This window comes from uncultured Rhodococcus sp., assembly GCF_963525155.1.
GTDB lineage: Bacteria > Actinomycetota > Actinomycetes > Mycobacteriales > Mycobacteriaceae > Rhodococcus_F > Rhodococcus_F qingshengii.
Map to the genome: position 1 here is coordinate 1 of NZ_CAURKP010000056.1, position 16,423 is coordinate 16,423.

Here is a 16,423-nt window from a genome sequence, read left to right on the forward strand (position 1 = left end):
TTCAGAGGACGTCATTTGCGACACTCGCAGAAGCATTCCATACGTCGAGTCGCCACTCGATCGACTTGACGTCACCATGTCCACTGAGTTGCACCCAACTGGTGTTTCCCAATCCGCCGAGGACGGCCCAGCGATCGATGGGTAGGTCGAGCAATGCCGCTGTCAGTGCCGCGATCAAGCCTCCGTGCGCCACCAGAACCACGGGCCGCTCGGCCCAGTCCGGGTGCGTGTCGAGCAATTCGTGAACTACGGGCAGGCTGCGATTCGCGACGTCGATTCGGCTTTCGCCGCCGGGCGGCGCCAACGTGGCATCCGCTCGCCACGCAGATCGCACACCGGGAGTGCGCTCGTCGACGTCATGATGAGTCAGGCCCTGCCATTCCCCCAGGTGTGTCTCACGCAGACGCGTGTCGGTGAGGACCGGAAGTCCGGCGGCATCGCCGACAGCGACGGCCGTGAAGTACGCCCGACGCAGATCCGAGGACACGATCGTCAACGGCCTGCGATCGGCGATCACCGGACCTGCACTCTTGGCCTGCGTGCGTCCCAACTCCGACAGGTCGGTGTCGAGTTGCCCCTGCATCCGAGAGTCGGCGTTGTATTCGGTCTGTCCGTGACGCAGCAGGATGAGCCGGCGGACAGGGTTCGACGCCGCACTGGGCGCCGACGAAGTCACAGCGAGGGATCCTGCGCGTCCGGCTCGGAAACCGTGTCGGTCTCGAACACCGTGTTGGCGTCGGCGGGGCCGGGACGGTTCTGTCCGAGGCCTTCGACCTCGACCGTCGGGCAGTCCTTCCACAGACGATCGAGAGCGTAGAAGTTGCGCTCCTCGTCATGCTGGACGTGGACGACGATGTCTGCGTAGTCGAGCAGTGCCCAGCGGCCCTCGCGGGTGCCTTCACGGCGGACCGGCTTGTGTCCCGCTTCGCGGAGACGGTCTTCGATGTTCTCGACAATCGAGTTGACCTGACGCTCGTTCGTCGCAGATGCGATGACGAAGCAGTCCGTGATGACCAGCTGTTCGGACACATCGAGCACCACCACTTCGGTGGCCAGCTTCTCGTCGGCTGCCAAGGCCGCGATGCGTGCCATGTCGATGGCTTCGGTGTTTGCGCTCACTCGATGTTCTCCAGTTTCGTCTTCAGAAAGTACTTGTTGTTCTCGGCTAGCTCGATTCGGCGCCCGGGACGGCTTCCGACTTCCCCGGTGCGGGCTCCGACATCGTTGTAGCTCCGTCGCGGCGCTCCGCGTCGACAGGTCGATACAGGTTCCGCTTCGAGATGTACTGCACCACTCCGTCCGGCACCAGGTACCAGACGGGGCGGTCTTCACTTGCCCGACGCCGACATTCGGTCGACGAAATGGCAAGTGCCGGAATCTCTATCAACGTGACCGCGTCGGCGGGCATGGTGTCGAGGTGACCGGCCAGGTGCTCTGCATTGAGATCGAAACCCGGTCGCGATACCCCGACGAACTTCGCCAATGCGAACAACTCTTCCCAATCTTGCCAGGAAAGGATGCTGGCCAGCGCATCGGCACCGGTGATGAAGAAGAGTTCGGCGTCAGGGTGGTAGGCCCGGAGGTCTCGCAGCGTGTCCACGGTGTACGTCACTTTTTCACGGTCGACGTCGACCCGAGAGACGGAAAACCGCGGGTTGGAGGCGGTGGCGATGACCGTCATGAGGTACCGGTCCTCGGCAGGACTGACGCCCTTCCCCTGCTTCTGCCAAGGCCGTCCGGTGGGGACGAAGATCACTTCGTCGAGTCCGAACCGGTCGGCGACCTCACTGGCCGCAACGAGGTGGCCATGGTGAATGGGGTCGAAGGTGCCACCCATCACTCCTAGGCGTCGAGCACGTTCCACCGATAGTCCCTTCTGCACGAGTGTCGAGCTTACGGGTCAGACCGGCAGCAGACGGGACACGACGTCGGCAAGCTGCTGGGCCGAGCGGCACTCGTGCATGCTGATGACCTCGTTGTAGACCTTCGCCGCGGAGTCACCCGTTCCCCATTGCCCCTTCGGCTCGGGGTTGAGCCAGTGCGCGTGCTTGGCTACTGCCACCATCTGCGACAGCGACTGAAGGTTGGGATCGCGGTAGTTGTTGCGACCGTCGCCGAGTACCAGTAGCGACGTGCGACTGGTGATCGACTGCGCGAACTTCTCCTGGAACACTCCGAAGGCGTGTCCGTAGTCTGAGTGGCCGTCGTAGGTGATCAGTTCGGCCTCACGCACCATCCGTGACATCGCTGATCCGAGGTCTGCGTTCGAGTCGAAGAACCGCGTGACCTCGTCGGTCGTGTCGATGAACGCGAACACCCGCACGCGCGAGAACTGCTCACGCAAAGCGTTCACGAGCAGCAGAGTGAAATGGCTGAACCCCGCCACCGAGCCGGACACGTCGCACATCACCACAAGTTCGGGCCGCGCCCGCTTCGGCTTGCGCTGCACCAGATCGATCGGCACTCCGCCCGTCGACATGGACTTGCGCAACGTACGACGTAGGTCGATCGAACCCGCGCGAGAGCGGCTACGACGCACGGCGAGACGACTGGCCAACAAGCGAGCCAGGGGTGCGACGTTCTTCTTCAGCGTGGTGAGTTCGGCATCGGACGCTCGCAAGAAGTCGACTTCCTCGGCGAGTTTCGGAACGCCGTACGTGGCAACCCGCTCCTTACCCAGATTCTCGGCTGTGCGTCGACGCGTTTCCTTCTCGACCATCTTGCGGAAGTCCGCGATGCGCTGCGCTGCCGTGCGCTTGGCGACCTCGGATTGATAGTCGGAGTTGTCCTTGCCCTCTGACCCGGAACCCTCCTGGTTGCCGAGCAGGCCCTGCAGGATCTTGTTGAGCAACGTCTCCGGGGCGACGTCACGCAGCGCCTGATAGGCGGAGAACGACGGGCCGTTACTCGACTGGTACTGCCCGAGTTCCTCGACCATCGCGGCGGTCAGGAGTTCGGTCATCTCCATCGCCTCGTCACTGCCGTCTGTCAGCAGTTCGGCGATCAGCTCACGCAATGCCTGCAGGTCGATCGAGCCGTCTGGCTTGCGCGGCAGTGTGACGTCGACGTCGCCGACCGCACGGTCACCGATCGCCTTGGGGAACCACAGGTCGAAGACGGCGTCGAACGTCGCCCGGTGGGTCGGCCTGCGCAGGAGCGAGCATGCCAGCCCTTCACGAAGCGCTTCACGATCGAGCAGGTCGAGAACAGACATGACCTGACCGGCGTCGACTGTCTCGGACGGGCCGACCATGATTCCGCGTCGTCGCAGAGCCTCGACAAAATCGACGAGGTGACCGGGAATCCCGTGCGGCGCTGCCAGGCCGCCAGGTGAGAGCGGCGACGTCGATCCTGCGGGAGCCATGTCAGACCTCAGTTCAGCCGAAGTTCAGCGGCGGCACGCACCTGGTCCGACTGGTGCTTGAGGATCACGCCGAGCGTGGCGCGAACGGCATCGTCGTCGAGAGTGTCCATGCCCAGAGCAAGAAGGGTGCGTCCCCAGTCGATGGTCTCGGATACCGAAGGGACCTTCTTGAGCTGCATTCCGCGAAGAACACGAATGGTGTTGACCAACTGCTCGGCAATCGCTTCAGGAAGCTCCGGCACACGGCTTGCGAGGATGCGACGCTCGAGGTCGGCGTCCGGGAAATCGAGATGCAGGAAGAGGCAACGACGCTTCAGAGCCTCCGAGAGTTCACGAGTGGCATTCGAGGTCAACACCGTGAACGGCTTGCGGGTGGCGGTGATCGTTCCGAGCTCGGGGATCGTGACCGCGAAGTCGCTGAGCACTTCGAGGAGCAGACCTTCGATCTCGACGTCTGCCTTGTCCGTCTCGTCGATCAACAGCACCGTCGGGTCCTCGCGGCGAATGGCCTTGAGCAGTGGACGTGCGAGCAGGAACTCCTCCGAGAAGACATCCGCCTTCGTCGAGTCCCAGCTGTGGTCGACCGCGACATCACCCCTCGCTCCGCTCGCCCCGCCCGACTGAATCCGAAGAATCTGCTTCGCGTGGTTCCACTCGTAGAGTGCGCGAGCCTCGTCGACACCCTCGTAGCACTGCAGACGCACCAGTTCTGCGCCCGTGGTCTGGGCGACTGCGCGGGCGAGTTCCGTCTTTCCGACACCGGCCGGGCCCTCGATGAGCAGCGGCTTGCCCAGACGATCGGCCAGGAAGACTGCCGTCGCGGTGGCCTTGTCGGACAGATAGCCGGTTTCGGCCAGCCGTTCGATCACGTCGTCGACGGTCGAGAAGAACGGCGTCGTGTCGGGAAGTGCTCGGTCCACGGTTAACTCCTTGAGAGGTGGGGCAAGTCTGGTGAACTTTTCAGGCGGGTCGGGTGTGCCCGTCGCCCCAGACGATCCACTTGGTGGACGTCAGTTCCGGCAGCCCCATGGGGCCACGCGCGTGCAGTTTCTGGGTGGAGATGCCGATCTCGGCGCCGAACCCGAACTGCTCACCGTCGGTGAAGGCAGTCGACGCATTGACCATCACTGCCGCAGCGTCGACTCGAGCGGTGAACTCGCGGGCAGCCGAGAGATCGGACGTCACGATGGCTTCGGTGTGGCCGGTTCCGTACTGGTCGATGTGCTCGACGGCAGCGTCCAAGTCCTTGACGACCTTGAGGGCGACGTCGAGGGTGAGGTATTCCTTCGACCAGTCGTCCTCGGTCGCGGGAACCAGTCCCGGCAGATCACCGTGCACGACGACGTCGTGCATCTGGAGCGCTTGGAGCAGCTTCGGCACGGCCGTCTCGGCAATAGCGGCGTCGACCAGCACCGTCTCTGCCGTGTTGCACACACTGGGCCGACGGGTTTTGGAGTTGAGAAGAATCTTCTCGGCCATCAGTAGATCGGCGGCCGAGTGAACATAGACGTGGCAGTTACCGACACCGGTCTCGATGGTGGGCACGGTGGCATCACGCACGACGGCGCTGATCAAGCCGGCACCGCCGCGCGGGATGACGACGTCGACGAGGCCACGGGCCTGAATCAAATGAGTGACCGTGGAGCGATCCGCACTCGGCAGTAGTTGAACGGAATCCTCGGGCAGTCCCTGATCAACCAACGACGCACGCAGAGCCGCCACCAACGCTTCGTTGGACTTGACCGCCGAGGACGAACCACGAAGCAGCGCAGCATTTCCCGATTTGAGGGTGAGCCCGAAGGCATCGACGGTCACGTTGGGACGAGCCTCGTACACCATGCCGACGACACCGAGCGGAACGCGCTGCTGCCGTAGTTCCAAACCGTTAGGCAGAGTGGAGCCGCGAAGAACTTCGCCGATCGGATCGGGTAGTCCGGCAACCTGACGCAAACCCGACGCGATGCCCTCGATGCGGTCAGCGGTCAGACGAAGACGGTCGAGCAGCGATTCCTCGGTGCCGCCCGCCTTCGCGGTGTCGATATCGAGAGCGTTGGCCGCGAGAATCCGATCACTTGCCGCGAGTACCGCGTCGGCTGCGGCGTTGAGCGCAGCATCCTTCTGCGCGGTGGTCAGCAGAGCCAGGACGCGCGAAGCCTTACGGGCTCGGCGTGCGGCGTCGTGCACGACGGACTTGGTGTCGGACGCGTTCGAGTCGACGGTTTCTGCGTTGGAAGTCACAGCGGTCATGAATACACATTAACCACCCACCGTGACGGCCTGCTCGGCGGAACGAGGCTGTGACCACCCGGGACCATTCCGGCGGACCGCCTGCGAACATTCCGGCGGACCGCCTGCGAACATTTCGGCGGACCGCCTGCGAACACTTCGGCGGACCGCCGGGGAACAATTCCGGCGCGCGACACTGTTGCACCCACCGACCTTCTTCTTCGAGTCAGGAGCCATCCGTGAGTGTGTTGTTCGAGCCTTTGACCCTGCGCGGCGTCACCATCCCGAACCGCGTCTGGATGGCACCGATGTGCCAGTACTCCGCTGACGTCATCGGCGACCAGGTCGGAGTGCCCAACGAGTGGCATCGCACGCATCTGGTGAGCCGTGCAATCGGCGGCACCGGCCTGATTCTCACCGAGGCGACGGCCGTCAATCCCGAAGGCCGCATATCGGCAGCTGATCTGGGGATCTGGAACGACACGCAGGCGCAAGCCTTCGCCGAGATCAACGCGCAACTCGCGTACTTCGGCGCAGTGCCCGGAATTCAGCTGGCCCACGCCGGACGCAAAGCGTCGACGCAGGTTCCGTGGCGCGGCGGCAAGAGTCTGCCCGCCGACGACCGACTCTCGTGGCAGACGGTTGCCCCGAGCGCGGTTCCGTTCGGTCACCTTGCCGATCCGGTCGAGCTCACCACGGAGGGCATCGAGAAGGTCGTCGCGGACTTCGCAGCGGCGGCTACCCGCGCATTGAAGGCCGAATTCAAGGTCGTGGAAATTCACGCGGCCCACGGATACCTGATCCATCAGTTCCTCTCCCCCGAGAGCAACAAGCGAACGGACCGCTACGGAGGCAGCTTCGAGAACCGCATCCGATTGCTCCTCGAAATCCTGAGCGCAGTCCGCGAGGTGTGGCCGGCCGAGCTACCGCTCTTCGTCCGGGTCTCGGCGACCGATTGGCTGACGGAAGAGCGTGGGCTCGAGGTCGACAGCTGGACCGCGGATCAGACCGTTGCCCTCGCCAACATCCTCTCCGACTACGGCGTCGATCTCGTCGACGTGTCCACCGGCGGTAATTCACCGGCGGCCAAGATTCCGGTGGAGCCGGGATACCAGGTTCCGTTCGCCCGTCGCCTGCAGAACGAGAGCCTGCTACCGGCCGCCGCCGTCGGCCTCATCACCGAACCCGAACAGGCCGAGAAGATCGTCGAAGACGGAAGCGCAGTGGCGGTGCTCCTCGGCCGCGAACTGTTGCGTGATCCCTACTGGGCGCGCCGGGCGGCCCGTGAACTGAACGCCGAGGTAGGACCGCATATCCCGTCGCAGTACGCCCGCGCCTTCTAGCCCGAAAATCGGCTCCCGCGCACAACTTTGATAGCGTAAGCGTCTTACTTGCCGGTAGTCCGGAGCCCTGTGGGCTCCGGACACTGCCGCGGGCCAGAGCCGTGCGACGGGGGTCGCAACGAGCCACAGGGCACGCGGACGCTCGATTTCCCGACCGGCTCATCGGCGAGTGGGCAACGAAAAGATGCGTGCATCAGGTACGTGCCCCGCTCGGTTCGATGATTGCGCTGGGGAGCGCATGTCATGACTACACCAGAGAACTCGATCAGCGCTCTCGAAGTGGCCGAATCACCCGATGTCTGCGTCACCGACAATGCGTCCGTCAAGCGCGCTGTCAAGGCAACGATGCTCGGAAATGCCATGGAGTGGTTCGATTTCGGCGTTTACGCATATCTAGCTACCACTATAGGAAAAGTGTTCTTCCCGGACGCGAGCGGCAGCGCTCAACTCCTCTCGACGTTTGCAATTTTTGCGGCTGCCTTCATCGTCCGCCCTCTCGGCGGATTGTTCTTCGGTCCACTCGGTGACCGCATCGGACGCAAGAAAGTCCTGGCCACCACCATCATTCTGATGGCGGGCAGCACCTTCGCCATCGGCCTCATCCCGAGCTACGAATCCATCGGTATCGCCGCCCCGATCCTGCTGGTACTCCTACGCCTGTTGCAGGGCTTTTCCACGGGCGGCGAATACGGCGGGGCCAGTACGTTCGTCGCCGAATACGCACCGGACAAGCGCCGCGGTTTCTTCGCCAGCTTCCTCGAATTCGGGACTCTGGCAGGATATGTGGCGGCAGCGGGCATCGTGACGATCATCCAGACCGTCGTCAGTGCCGAGGACCTACTCCAGTGGGGCTGGCGCATCCCCTTCCTCATTGCCGGCCCTCTGGGTCTCATCGGCCTGTACCTCCGTCTGCGTTTGGAGGAAACCCCCGCATTCCAGATGATGGAGCAGGCCGAAGAGCGCTCCCTCGCAGATGAATCCACAGGCAAGAAACTACGCGAAACTCTCGTCGACAACTGGCGTCCGCTTGTTCTGTGCATCGTCCTGGTGGCCACGTACAACATCGCTCACTACGGCCTGCTCAGCTACATGCCGACGTATCTGACCAACACGTTGGGTTACGACGAATCCCACGGACTCGTTCTGATGATCATCGTCATGATCGTGATGATGATGGGAATCAGCTACGTCGGAAAGTTCTCGGACCGAGTCGGGCGTAAACCCTTGCTGCTCAGCGGTTTCATCGGATTCTTCGTCCTGTCCCTACCTGCCTACCTTCTGATCGGCGTCGGCAACTACGTGACTGTCTTCCTGGGACTCGCAATTCTCGGCGGTTTGCTCCTGCTGTTCGTCGGTGTGTTCCCGTCCGTGCTTCCCGCACTCTTTCCGACCGGAATCAGGTACGGCGGCTTGGCAATCGGATACAACCTCGCGGTCTCCATCTTCGGCGGGACCACTCCCCTGGTGCTCACCGCCCTCGAAAGTGCAACGGGCAGCAACTTGGTCGCACCGATGTACATGATGATCGCCGCCGTGATCGGCGGTATCGCAGTCCTGATGATCCCCGAGACCGCACGCAAGCCACTCGACGGCTCTCCGCCCTCCGTCGCCACCGACGAGGAAGCACGTCGGATCATCCGCAAGGTTCGTCGAAAGAGAATGAAGGCCGATAACCTCGAGGTATGAGCACGCCTCGAATCGTCGTCGTCGGCAGTATCAACATGGATCTGACCACGTCAGTGTCCAGATTCCCAGCTCCGGGAGAAACGCTGCTCGGCACTGCCTTTGCCACCGCGGCGGGAGGCAAAGGCAGCAACCAGGCCATCGCCGCCGCGAAGGCCGGTGGGGACGTGTCGTTCGTCGGCGCGGTCGGCGACGACGGTTTCGGCACCCAATTGCGCGAGACCCTGCAAGACGCCGGGGTCGACACCGCGTTGCTTCGTAGTGTCGACGGCCCGAGCGGCGTTGCCGCCATCACCGTGAGCGAGGACGCGGAGAACAACATCATCGTCGTCCCGGGCGCCAATTCCTCGGTCACCTCGTTGTCCGAAGTAGACCTCGACGCGATCGCACACGCCGACGTTCTCCTGTGCCAACTCGAAATACCCCTCGACACGGTCACCGCAGCGGCCCGGCACGCGCGTGCCAACGGAACAACTGTCATCCTCAATCCTTCGCCGGTACAAGACCTTCCGGGCGCCCTGATCGAGTCTGTCGACATCCTGATCGTCAACCAGACCGAGTCGGAGCAGTTGGCCGCGGTCACCGGTCGCGTCCGATACCTCGTCACGACGCTCGGGGCCGGCGGCGCGGATCTCCGGTCGGGCGAGGAGACAATCCACGCCGACTCCCCGGCCGTGACACCCGTGGATACAACTGGCGCAGGCGATGCTTTCACCGGCGCCTTCGCCGTGGAGTGGGTGCAGGGCCAGGACCGCGCCCTGCAGTTCGCTGCCACGGCGGGAAGTCTGGCGACGACGGTCCGCGGCGCGTCGGTGTCGTCACCCACTCGCGCTGCGATCGAAAAAGTCCTGAACCCACAGCTTGACTCTGACACCGTGTGAGGTCGTAAACCTGTAGGTATCGGGTTTGTGAGAGAGAAACGGGGCGAGCAAGGATGTTGAGCATCGGAGACTTCGCGAGAGCAGGTCGTGTGTCGGTGCGCATGCTCCGCCACTACGACGCCATCGGTCTGCTCAGACCCGCGAGGGTCGACGCATCCACCGGGTATCGCTCGTACACCGCGGGCCAGTTGGCGCTGCTCAACCGCATCGTCGCTCTCAAGGAGTTGGGCCTGACTCTGGCCCAGGTCCAGCAAGTGGTGGAGTCGGCGGTCACCGTCGACGAGATCCGCGGGATGCTCACGCTTCGCCGAGCAGAACTCGAAACCCGAATCCAGGAAGACACCGCGCGACTGGCGCATGTACAGGCGCGCCTCCGCATCATCGAAAGTGAGGGACAGATGTCCGCATACGAGGTTGTGATCAAGTCCGTTCCGGCGCTGCGGGTCGCGGAGTTGACCGGTACCGCCAAGACGATGGATCCGTCGTCGATCGGCCCGGTGGTTCGCGGGTTGTACGAGCGGCTTTGTACCGGTTTGGATCGCGCCGGTATCGCCGCGATCGGACCCGCCGTCGCGTATTACGAGGATGCCGGTGACGACGAGAACGTCGTCGTGCATGCCGCGCTGCCGGTAGACGCGGATCCCGAGGGCGACTACGAGTTCGCTGTGGTGGACCTGCGGGCCGAAGAGCACGTGGCCTCGCTGATGCACAAGGGTTCGATGGACAACTGTCTGCCCGCCTATCAGGCACTGGCTCAATGGATCGACGCAGCGGGATACCGCAATGCCGGCCCCAGCCGTGAGGTGACGCTGGCGTGCCCGGAGGATGTCGACGGCTGGGTCACCGAGCTACAGGAACCTGTTGCCAAGGCCTGAAGCCCGCACGTGTCGGCAGGGTCGTGCACCATGGGGTCCATGACCACCGCCACTGCCCCAGCCATGCGCGACGAAGCCGAGCGACTGCTCCGCGAACTCGCGGGGCCGGATGCCCGCCTACGCGAGGACCAGTGGACGGCCATCGAGGCGCTGGTGGTGCAGCGCAAACGCGCGCTCGTCGTACAGCGGACCGGCTGGGGCAAATCTGCGGTCTACTTCATCTCGGCGAAGCTGCTCCGGGCAGCGGGCCACGGCCCCACCGTCATCGTCTCTCCGTTGTTGGCCCTGATGCGAAACCAGGTCAGTTCTGCCGAACGTGCCGGAGTGCGCGCCGCAACCATCAATTCGGGCAACGTCACCGAATGGGACGACATCCATGCCCGCGTCGCAGCCAATGATCTCGACGTCCTTCTGGTCAGCCCCGAGCGCCTGAACAACCCTGACTTCCGCGATCAGGTGCTCCCGGCCCTGGCAGCTGATGCCGGCCTGGTCGTAGTCGACGAGGCTCACTGCGTTTCCGACTGGGGCCACGACTTCCGTCCCGACTACCGCCGCATCAGGACCTTGATCGCCGAACTCGGCGAGGGCATTCCCGTCCTCGCAACCACGGCGACGGCCAACAACCGCGTCGTCGAGGACGTGTCCGCCCAACTCGGCGTCGGCGGTGAGGAAACCCTCGTCCTTCGCGGCGGGCTCGAACGCGAGTCGCTTCACCTCTCTGTAGTCCACATTCCGGAGGCGACGGCGCGCGCTGCCTGGCTTGCCGACATGCTCGAGACGCTGCCGGGATCGGGCATCATCTACACGCTGACGGTTTCGGCCGCGCGCGACCTCGCAAGCCTGCTCTCCGAGCGCGGCCATACTGTCGCCGCCTACACGGGCCAGACCGATCCCACTGAACGTGAATCTCTCGAGCAGGACTTGTTGGGTAATCGCGTCAAGGCTCTGGTGGCCACCTCGGCACTCGGGATGGGCTTCGACAAGCCTGATCTCGGGTTCGTCGTCCACCTCGGCGCACCGTCGTCGCCGATCTCGTACTACCAGCAGGTGGGCCGCGCCGGTCGTTCCACCGACAGGGCAGACGTGATCCTCCTGCCTGGCGCCGAGGACAAGCAGATCTGGAGTTACTTCGCCTCGGTCGCCTTCCCCCGCGAGCACCTGGTCCGCAGCGTCATCGAACACCTCGACACCGAAAAGGCTACGTCGACACCGGCACTCGAACCTCTGGTGGAGCTCAATCGCACGCGTCTCGAGATGGTCCTCAAAGTCCTCGACGTCGACGGCGCGGTCAAACGCGTCAAGGGCGGGTGGATCAGCACCGGCGAACCCTGGGTGTACGACGCCGAGCGCTACGGCCGACTCGACGACGCTCGCCAGGCCGAGCAGGCCGCAATGGTCGAGTACCAGAGCATCACGACGTGTCGAATGACCTTCCTGCGTGAACAACTCGACGATCCTGGTCTGACCTCGGAGAACTCACAGTGCGGTCGCTGTGACAACTGCACAGGCAATCGCTACGACACCACTGTCGACACCGCTGCCCTCGACGAGACTCGGGCGCGCTTGCAGCGCCCCGGATTCGACCTGGAGCCGCGCAAGATGTGGCCGACCAGCCTGAGCAAGCTGGGCGTCAAGCTGTCCGGGAAGATCACCGAGGGGCCCGAAACCGGGCGCATTCTCGGACGGATGTCGGACCTGGGCTGGGGTCAACGTCTCCGCGCGCTTTTCGACGGTCCCGACGCCGAGGTACCCGATGCGGTGGTCAGCGCGTGTATCAGCGTTCTGGCCGCCTGGAATTGGGCCGAGCGACCCACCGGTGTCATGGCCCTCGAATCCACAACGCATCCTTTGTTGGTGTCGAGCCTGGCTGCCAAGTTGGCCGAGGTCGGGCGATTGACCGACCTGGGCACTCTTCGCTTACGCCCCGACCACCCTCCGGTGTCGGCAGCGAACTCCGCCTACCGCGTGTCCGGACTGGTCGATGTTTGGGAAGTCCCGGACATGAGCATCCACCAGGGACCGATACTTCTTGTCGACGCAATCGCCGATACGGGTTGGACTTTCACGATGGCCGCGCGCGCACTTCGACAGGCTGGTGCTCACTCTGTACTTCCGTTGGCGCTCGCAAGCCCGAAATAGCGAGTTTTTGCCCGAAATAGTCGCTCCGACAACGGCAAAAGTTACATAATGTGAGCACCATCACATTCATGTCCTCACCTGGGGCGCAACGGGTTCCACACGGCCCGAAACGGACATCTGCATGACTTCGACAGCAATGATTGTTACGTTCAGATGACCGATGAAGCCTGTTGATACGAGAGCTATCCCGACCACCGCGCCGGACGCGGTGTTGTTCAGAAGCCCACAGATCGATGACGGAGTCCGGCTCTGGGAGATCGCACGTGATTCGAAGGTGCTCGACCTCAATTCGAGTTATGCATACCTGTTGTGGTGCAGGGATTTCAGCGCGACGTCCATCGTCGCGGAGGTAGACGGCCGCGTAGTCGGATTCGTTTCCGGTTATACCCGTCCCAGCGCGCAGGAAACCCTGTTCGTGTGGCAAGTTGCGGTCGACGAAGACCAGCGCGGCAAGGCAATTGCTGCCCGCATGCTGTCCGACTTGATGGATCGCACTGCCCCACTGGGTGTTACACATCTGGAGACCACGATCAGCCCCGACAACGAGGCTTCGATCGCACTCTTCACCGCGCTCGCACGTCGACGCGAAGTACCGATAACCAGGCAGACCTTGTTCTCGCCCAACGATTTTCCCGATGGACACGAAGCCGAAGATCTTTACACGATCGGCGCCTAGCGCACTTCGCGCTCGGCATACAGCATGCCCCGGAGGAACAAAGAAGATATGAATATCAACGAAGCAAGCATTTTTGAAACCCTCGAGTCCGAGGTTCGCAGCTACTGCCGTGACTGGCCCGCAGTGTTCACCAGCGCATCCGGATCCTGGATTCGTGACGAGAACGGGCGCGACTACCTCGATTTCTTCGCCGGTGCCGGCGCCCTCAACTACGGCCACAACAACCCGGTGCTCAAATCCGCACTGGTCGACTACATCATGAGCGACGGCATCACACACGGCCTCGACATGTCGACAGTCGCCAAACGCGAATTCCTCGAGACCTTTCAGCGCAACATCCTCGAGCCACGCGGCCTGGACTACAAGGTCCAGTTCCCCGGCCCGACCGGATCGAACACCGTCGAGGCTGCATTGAAGCTGGCTCGCAAGGTCACCGGACGTTCGGCAGTCATCAACTTCACCAACGCATTTCACGGAATGACACTTGGTGCACTCTCCGTGACCGGTAACTCGATGAAGCGCGCGGGCGCCGGTGTCCCCCTCGTGCACACGACACCGATGCCCTTCGACAACTACTTCGACGGCGTCACCGAGGACTTCCAGTGGTTCTCCCGCGTTCTCGATGATTCCGGCAGTGGAATCAACCGCCCCGCGGCAGTGATCGTCGAAACCGTGCAGGGTGAAGGTGGCGTCAATGTCGCTCGCCCCGAATGGCTTCGGGCGCTGGCAACACTGTGCTCGGATCGCGGAATCCTGTTGATCGTCGACGACGTCCAGATGGGTTGCGGCCGTACCGGCCCGTTCTTCTCCTTCGAAGAGGCCGGAATCGTTCCCGACATCGTCACGTTGTCCAAGTCGATCAGCGGCTACGGAATGCCGATGGCGCTCACGCTGTTCAAGCGTGAACTCGACGTCTGGGGACCGGGCGAGCACAACGGCACATTCCGCGGCAACAACCCGGCGTTCGTCACCTCCAAGGTGGCACTCGACCACTACTGGTCCGACGACGCCCTCACCAAGACGACGTTGAAGAAGGGCGCACGCATCAGCGAATGCTTCGCCAACCTCTCCGATCAGTTCCCCGGCGAGGTCTCGCACCGCGGGCGTGGCTTGGTTCAGGGCCTCGTCTTCGAACAGCCCGAGCGCGCCGGCAAGGTCTGCCAGTTGGCATTCGACGAGGGATTGCTCGCCGAGACCTCCGGACCCTCCGACCAGGTTGTGAAACTGCTTCCCGCACTGACGATTACCGACGACGAGCTCGAGCACGGCCTCTCCATCCTGGCCGAGGCGACACTCAAGGTCTGCAGCTAGAGGAAGGACTCTCCCATGATCGTTCGCACCACCACCGAGATCACCGACACCGACCGCGACATCACGAGTGAGGACGGAAACTGGCGCAGCAAGCGCATCGTCCTCGGCGGCGACCGCGTCGGGTTCTCGTTCCACGAGACCACCATCAAGGCGGGTTCGGTCAACGAGTTCCATTACGCCAACCACGTCGAGGCTGTCTGGCTCGTCGAGGGCACCGGCAAGCTGATCGACCTCGACAACAACAAGGAATACGATCTCGCACCGGGGTCGATGTACCTGCTCAACGGCCACGAGCGTCACCGCGTCGAGCCGGACACGCAGATGCGCATGCTGTGCGTGTTCAATCCGCCGGTCACCGGGCGTGAGGTGCACGACGAGAACGGTGTCTACCCACTGGTGGAGGTCCCCGCGTAGCGTCTAGTCATGGCGACTGACACCTCTCCACGCGTAGCGATCGGCCCCGTCCCCGATGCACTGCTCGACAGCGCGGTGCTTCGGGGCGGTGGTCTGATCAGTCCGATCGACACTGCGGACGCCCTGATCTGGGCGGGCTCACCCGAGACCTTTCCGTCGGAGTTACCGGCGTCGGTCAGGTGGGTGCAGCTTCCGTCGGCGGGAATCGAGGATTGGTTCGACTCCGGTGTGATTCCGAAGGACACAGAAATCACGTGGACCTCGGCGGCCGGTGCGTTTTCGGCATCGGTGGCCGAGCATGCACTCATGCTTCTCTTGGCCGGAGTTCGCCACTTGCCTGCACACATCGAGGCTCGAACGTGGCGTCAGTTCGAGTTCTTTCCCAAGATCGGCACCCTTCGTGGCTCGACGGTTGCGATCATCGGCGCAGGCGGTATCGGCCGCGCGCTGATTCCGATGCTGGCCGCGCAGGGGGCGGACAGCATCGCAGTCAATCGTTCCGGTAGCCCGGTCCCCGGGGCGATCTCGACGCACCCCGCATCCAGGATGGATGAAATCTATTCTCGCGCAGATCACTTCGTGATTGCTGCGCCCGCCACCCCGGCCACCCGTCACCTCGTGGGCCGTGCGCAGTTGGCGGCGATGCAACCCCATTCCTGGGTGATCAATGTCGCGCGCGGATCACTGGTCGACACCGACGCACTGGTCGAGGCCATCGAGTCGGAACAGATCGGCGGCGCCGGTCTCGACGTCACCGATCCCGAACCCCTCCCGGACGGTCACCCACTGTGGGATCTGACGAATGCGATCATCACACCCCACGATTCCAATCCGCCAGGCGTTCGCCCCGCCGCCTTCGCGGATCACGTCTCCAAGAACGTGACCCGCTTCGCGAAGGGTGAGGCGCTGGCTGCCCTCGTGGACCCAGTAGCCGGATACTGAGCACGCCGCCGAAGCTCGAATGCTCGGACGACGGTTGCCACAAATTACTGTGGCGACTGCGTCTCCGGAAAGAAGAGCGCCCGCGCCCGGCGAGCGACCTCTTCGGCAGGTACATCCTCGACCTTCGTGCATACTGCCCACCTGTGGCCGAACGGATCGAGAAACACTCCATGCCGGTCGCCCGAAAATGTATCGGCCACAGCCGTGACCAGCGTGCCTCCCTCGGCGACTGCCCGAGCGACAAACTCGTCCGTGTCCTCGATGTAGACGACGATTGACGAATGCACCCAGCCGTCCTGCGGTGATTTGAGACCGAAGTCCGGCATCTCCTGCGAAAGCTGCAGCATCGAATCGCCGATCCGGATCTCCGCATGCATGAGGGAGCCGTCAGGTGCGTTCATCGCATCGACTATCTCAGCTCCAAGTGCTCGTTCGTAGTAGTCGAGTGCGGCATGGCCGTCCGGCACCGCAAGGTAGGGAGTGATCGTGCGGTAACCAGCAGGGATCGGGTTCACAGTGTTCATGTGTACGAGTATTGGCGATCGCACACGTGTTCTATTGAACATTTC

General features: G+C 63.2%; 16 protein-coding genes. 9 read left to right on the forward strand and 7 right to left on the reverse strand.

The features are described from left to right. Position 1 precedes the first annotated feature (1 nt). From RWT78_RS13770 to RWT78_RS13795, 6 genes are read right to left on the reverse strand one after another with little or no spacing between them, the layout of a single operon-like run. On the reverse strand, positions 2-676 hold the full coding sequence (locus RWT78_RS13770) for a histidine phosphatase family protein (RefSeq protein WP_058039398.1): 675 nt from the start codon (positions 674-676) through the stop codon (positions 2-4). Further along, positions 673-1,119, reverse strand: a complete 447-nt coding sequence (gene rsfS / locus RWT78_RS13775) for a ribosome silencing factor (RefSeq protein ID WP_003944502.1) — start codon at positions 1,117-1,119, stop codon at positions 673-675. The genes RWT78_RS13770 and rsfS overlap by 4 nt, the downstream gene beginning before the upstream one ends. Before the next feature lie 46 nt (positions 1,120-1,165). After that, on the reverse strand, positions 1,166-1,882 hold the full coding sequence (gene nadD / locus RWT78_RS13780) for a nicotinate-nucleotide adenylyltransferase (protein WP_003944462.1): 717 nt from the start codon (positions 1,880-1,882) through the stop codon (positions 1,166-1,168). Between the two features lie 18 nt (positions 1,883-1,900). Continuing rightward, positions 1,901-3,364 (reverse strand): VWA domain-containing protein, encoded by a 1,464-nt coding sequence (locus tag RWT78_RS13785; protein ID WP_003944477.1) that lies wholly within the window; start codon positions 3,362-3,364, stop codon positions 1,901-1,903. An 8-nt stretch (positions 3,365-3,372) separates the two neighbouring features. Continuing rightward, a complete protein-coding gene (locus RWT78_RS13790) occupies positions 3,373-4,284 on the reverse strand; it encodes a MoxR family ATPase (protein WP_003944506.1) in 912 nt (303 codons plus the stop codon). Positions 4,285-4,324: 40 nt separating this feature from the next. Next, complete coding sequence (locus RWT78_RS13795) at positions 4,325-5,611, reverse strand: glutamate-5-semialdehyde dehydrogenase (protein WP_058039397.1); 1,287 nt, start codon at positions 5,609-5,611, stop codon at positions 4,325-4,327. Between the two features lie 218 nt (positions 5,612-5,829). Between RWT78_RS13795 and RWT78_RS13800 the strand changes: the two genes are divergently transcribed. The 9 genes from RWT78_RS13800 to RWT78_RS13840 all read left to right on the forward strand — a co-directional run bounded on the left by RWT78_RS13800 (position 5,830) and on the right by RWT78_RS13840 (position 15,854). Continuing rightward, positions 5,830-6,933: an NADH:flavin oxidoreductase/NADH oxidase gene (locus tag RWT78_RS13800; RefSeq protein ID WP_042924054.1), complete on the forward strand. Its 1,104-nt coding sequence runs from the start codon at positions 5,830-5,832 to the stop codon at positions 6,931-6,933. A 243-nt stretch (positions 6,934-7,176) separates the two neighbouring features. Beyond that, complete coding sequence (locus tag RWT78_RS13805) at positions 7,177-8,619, forward strand: MFS transporter (RefSeq protein ID WP_003944479.1); 1,443 nt, start codon at positions 7,177-7,179, stop codon at positions 8,617-8,619. Continuing rightward, positions 8,616-9,497 (forward strand): ribokinase, encoded by an 882-nt coding sequence (locus RWT78_RS13810; protein ID WP_314676239.1) that lies wholly within the window; start codon positions 8,616-8,618, stop codon positions 9,495-9,497. The genes RWT78_RS13805 and RWT78_RS13810 overlap by 4 nt, the downstream gene beginning before the upstream one ends. Positions 9,498-9,550: 53 nt before the next feature. After that, positions 9,551-10,372: a MerR family transcriptional regulator gene (locus RWT78_RS13815; protein WP_314676240.1), complete on the forward strand. Its 822-nt coding sequence runs from the start codon at positions 9,551-9,553 to the stop codon at positions 10,370-10,372. Between the two features lie 39 nt (positions 10,373-10,411). Beyond that, complete coding sequence (locus RWT78_RS13820; protein ID WP_314676242.1) at positions 10,412-12,511, forward strand: DEAD/DEAH box helicase; 2,100 nt, start codon at positions 10,412-10,414, stop codon at positions 12,509-12,511. A 160-nt stretch (positions 12,512-12,671) separates the two neighbouring features. Next, on the forward strand, positions 12,672-13,187 hold the full coding sequence (gene ectA / locus RWT78_RS13825) for a diaminobutyrate acetyltransferase (protein WP_003944572.1): 516 nt from the start codon (positions 12,672-12,674) through the stop codon (positions 13,185-13,187). Between the two features lie 48 nt (positions 13,188-13,235). Beyond that, positions 13,236-14,498, forward strand: coding sequence for a diaminobutyrate--2-oxoglutarate transaminase (ectB, locus tag RWT78_RS13830; RefSeq protein WP_007731008.1), 1,263 nt, complete (start codon positions 13,236-13,238; stop codon positions 14,496-14,498). A 15-nt stretch (positions 14,499-14,513) separates the two neighbouring features. Further along, the gene (locus RWT78_RS13835; protein ID WP_003944463.1) at positions 14,514-14,912 is read left to right on the forward strand and encodes an ectoine synthase; all 399 of its coding nucleotides are present in this window, start codon (positions 14,514-14,516) and stop codon (positions 14,910-14,912) included. A 9-nt stretch (positions 14,913-14,921) separates the two neighbouring features. Further along, the gene (locus tag RWT78_RS13840; RefSeq protein ID WP_118602571.1) at positions 14,922-15,854 is read left to right on the forward strand and encodes a D-isomer specific 2-hydroxyacid dehydrogenase family protein; all 933 of its coding nucleotides are present in this window, start codon (positions 14,922-14,924) and stop codon (positions 15,852-15,854) included. Between the two features lie 44 nt (positions 15,855-15,898). On the opposite strand, the gene RWT78_RS13845 is transcribed toward RWT78_RS13840, so the two are convergent. Further along, the gene (locus RWT78_RS13845; RefSeq protein WP_314676246.1) at positions 15,899-16,420 is read right to left on the reverse strand and encodes a VOC family protein; all 522 of its coding nucleotides are present in this window, start codon (positions 16,418-16,420) and stop codon (positions 15,899-15,901) included. Positions 16,421-16,423 lie beyond the last annotated feature (3 nt).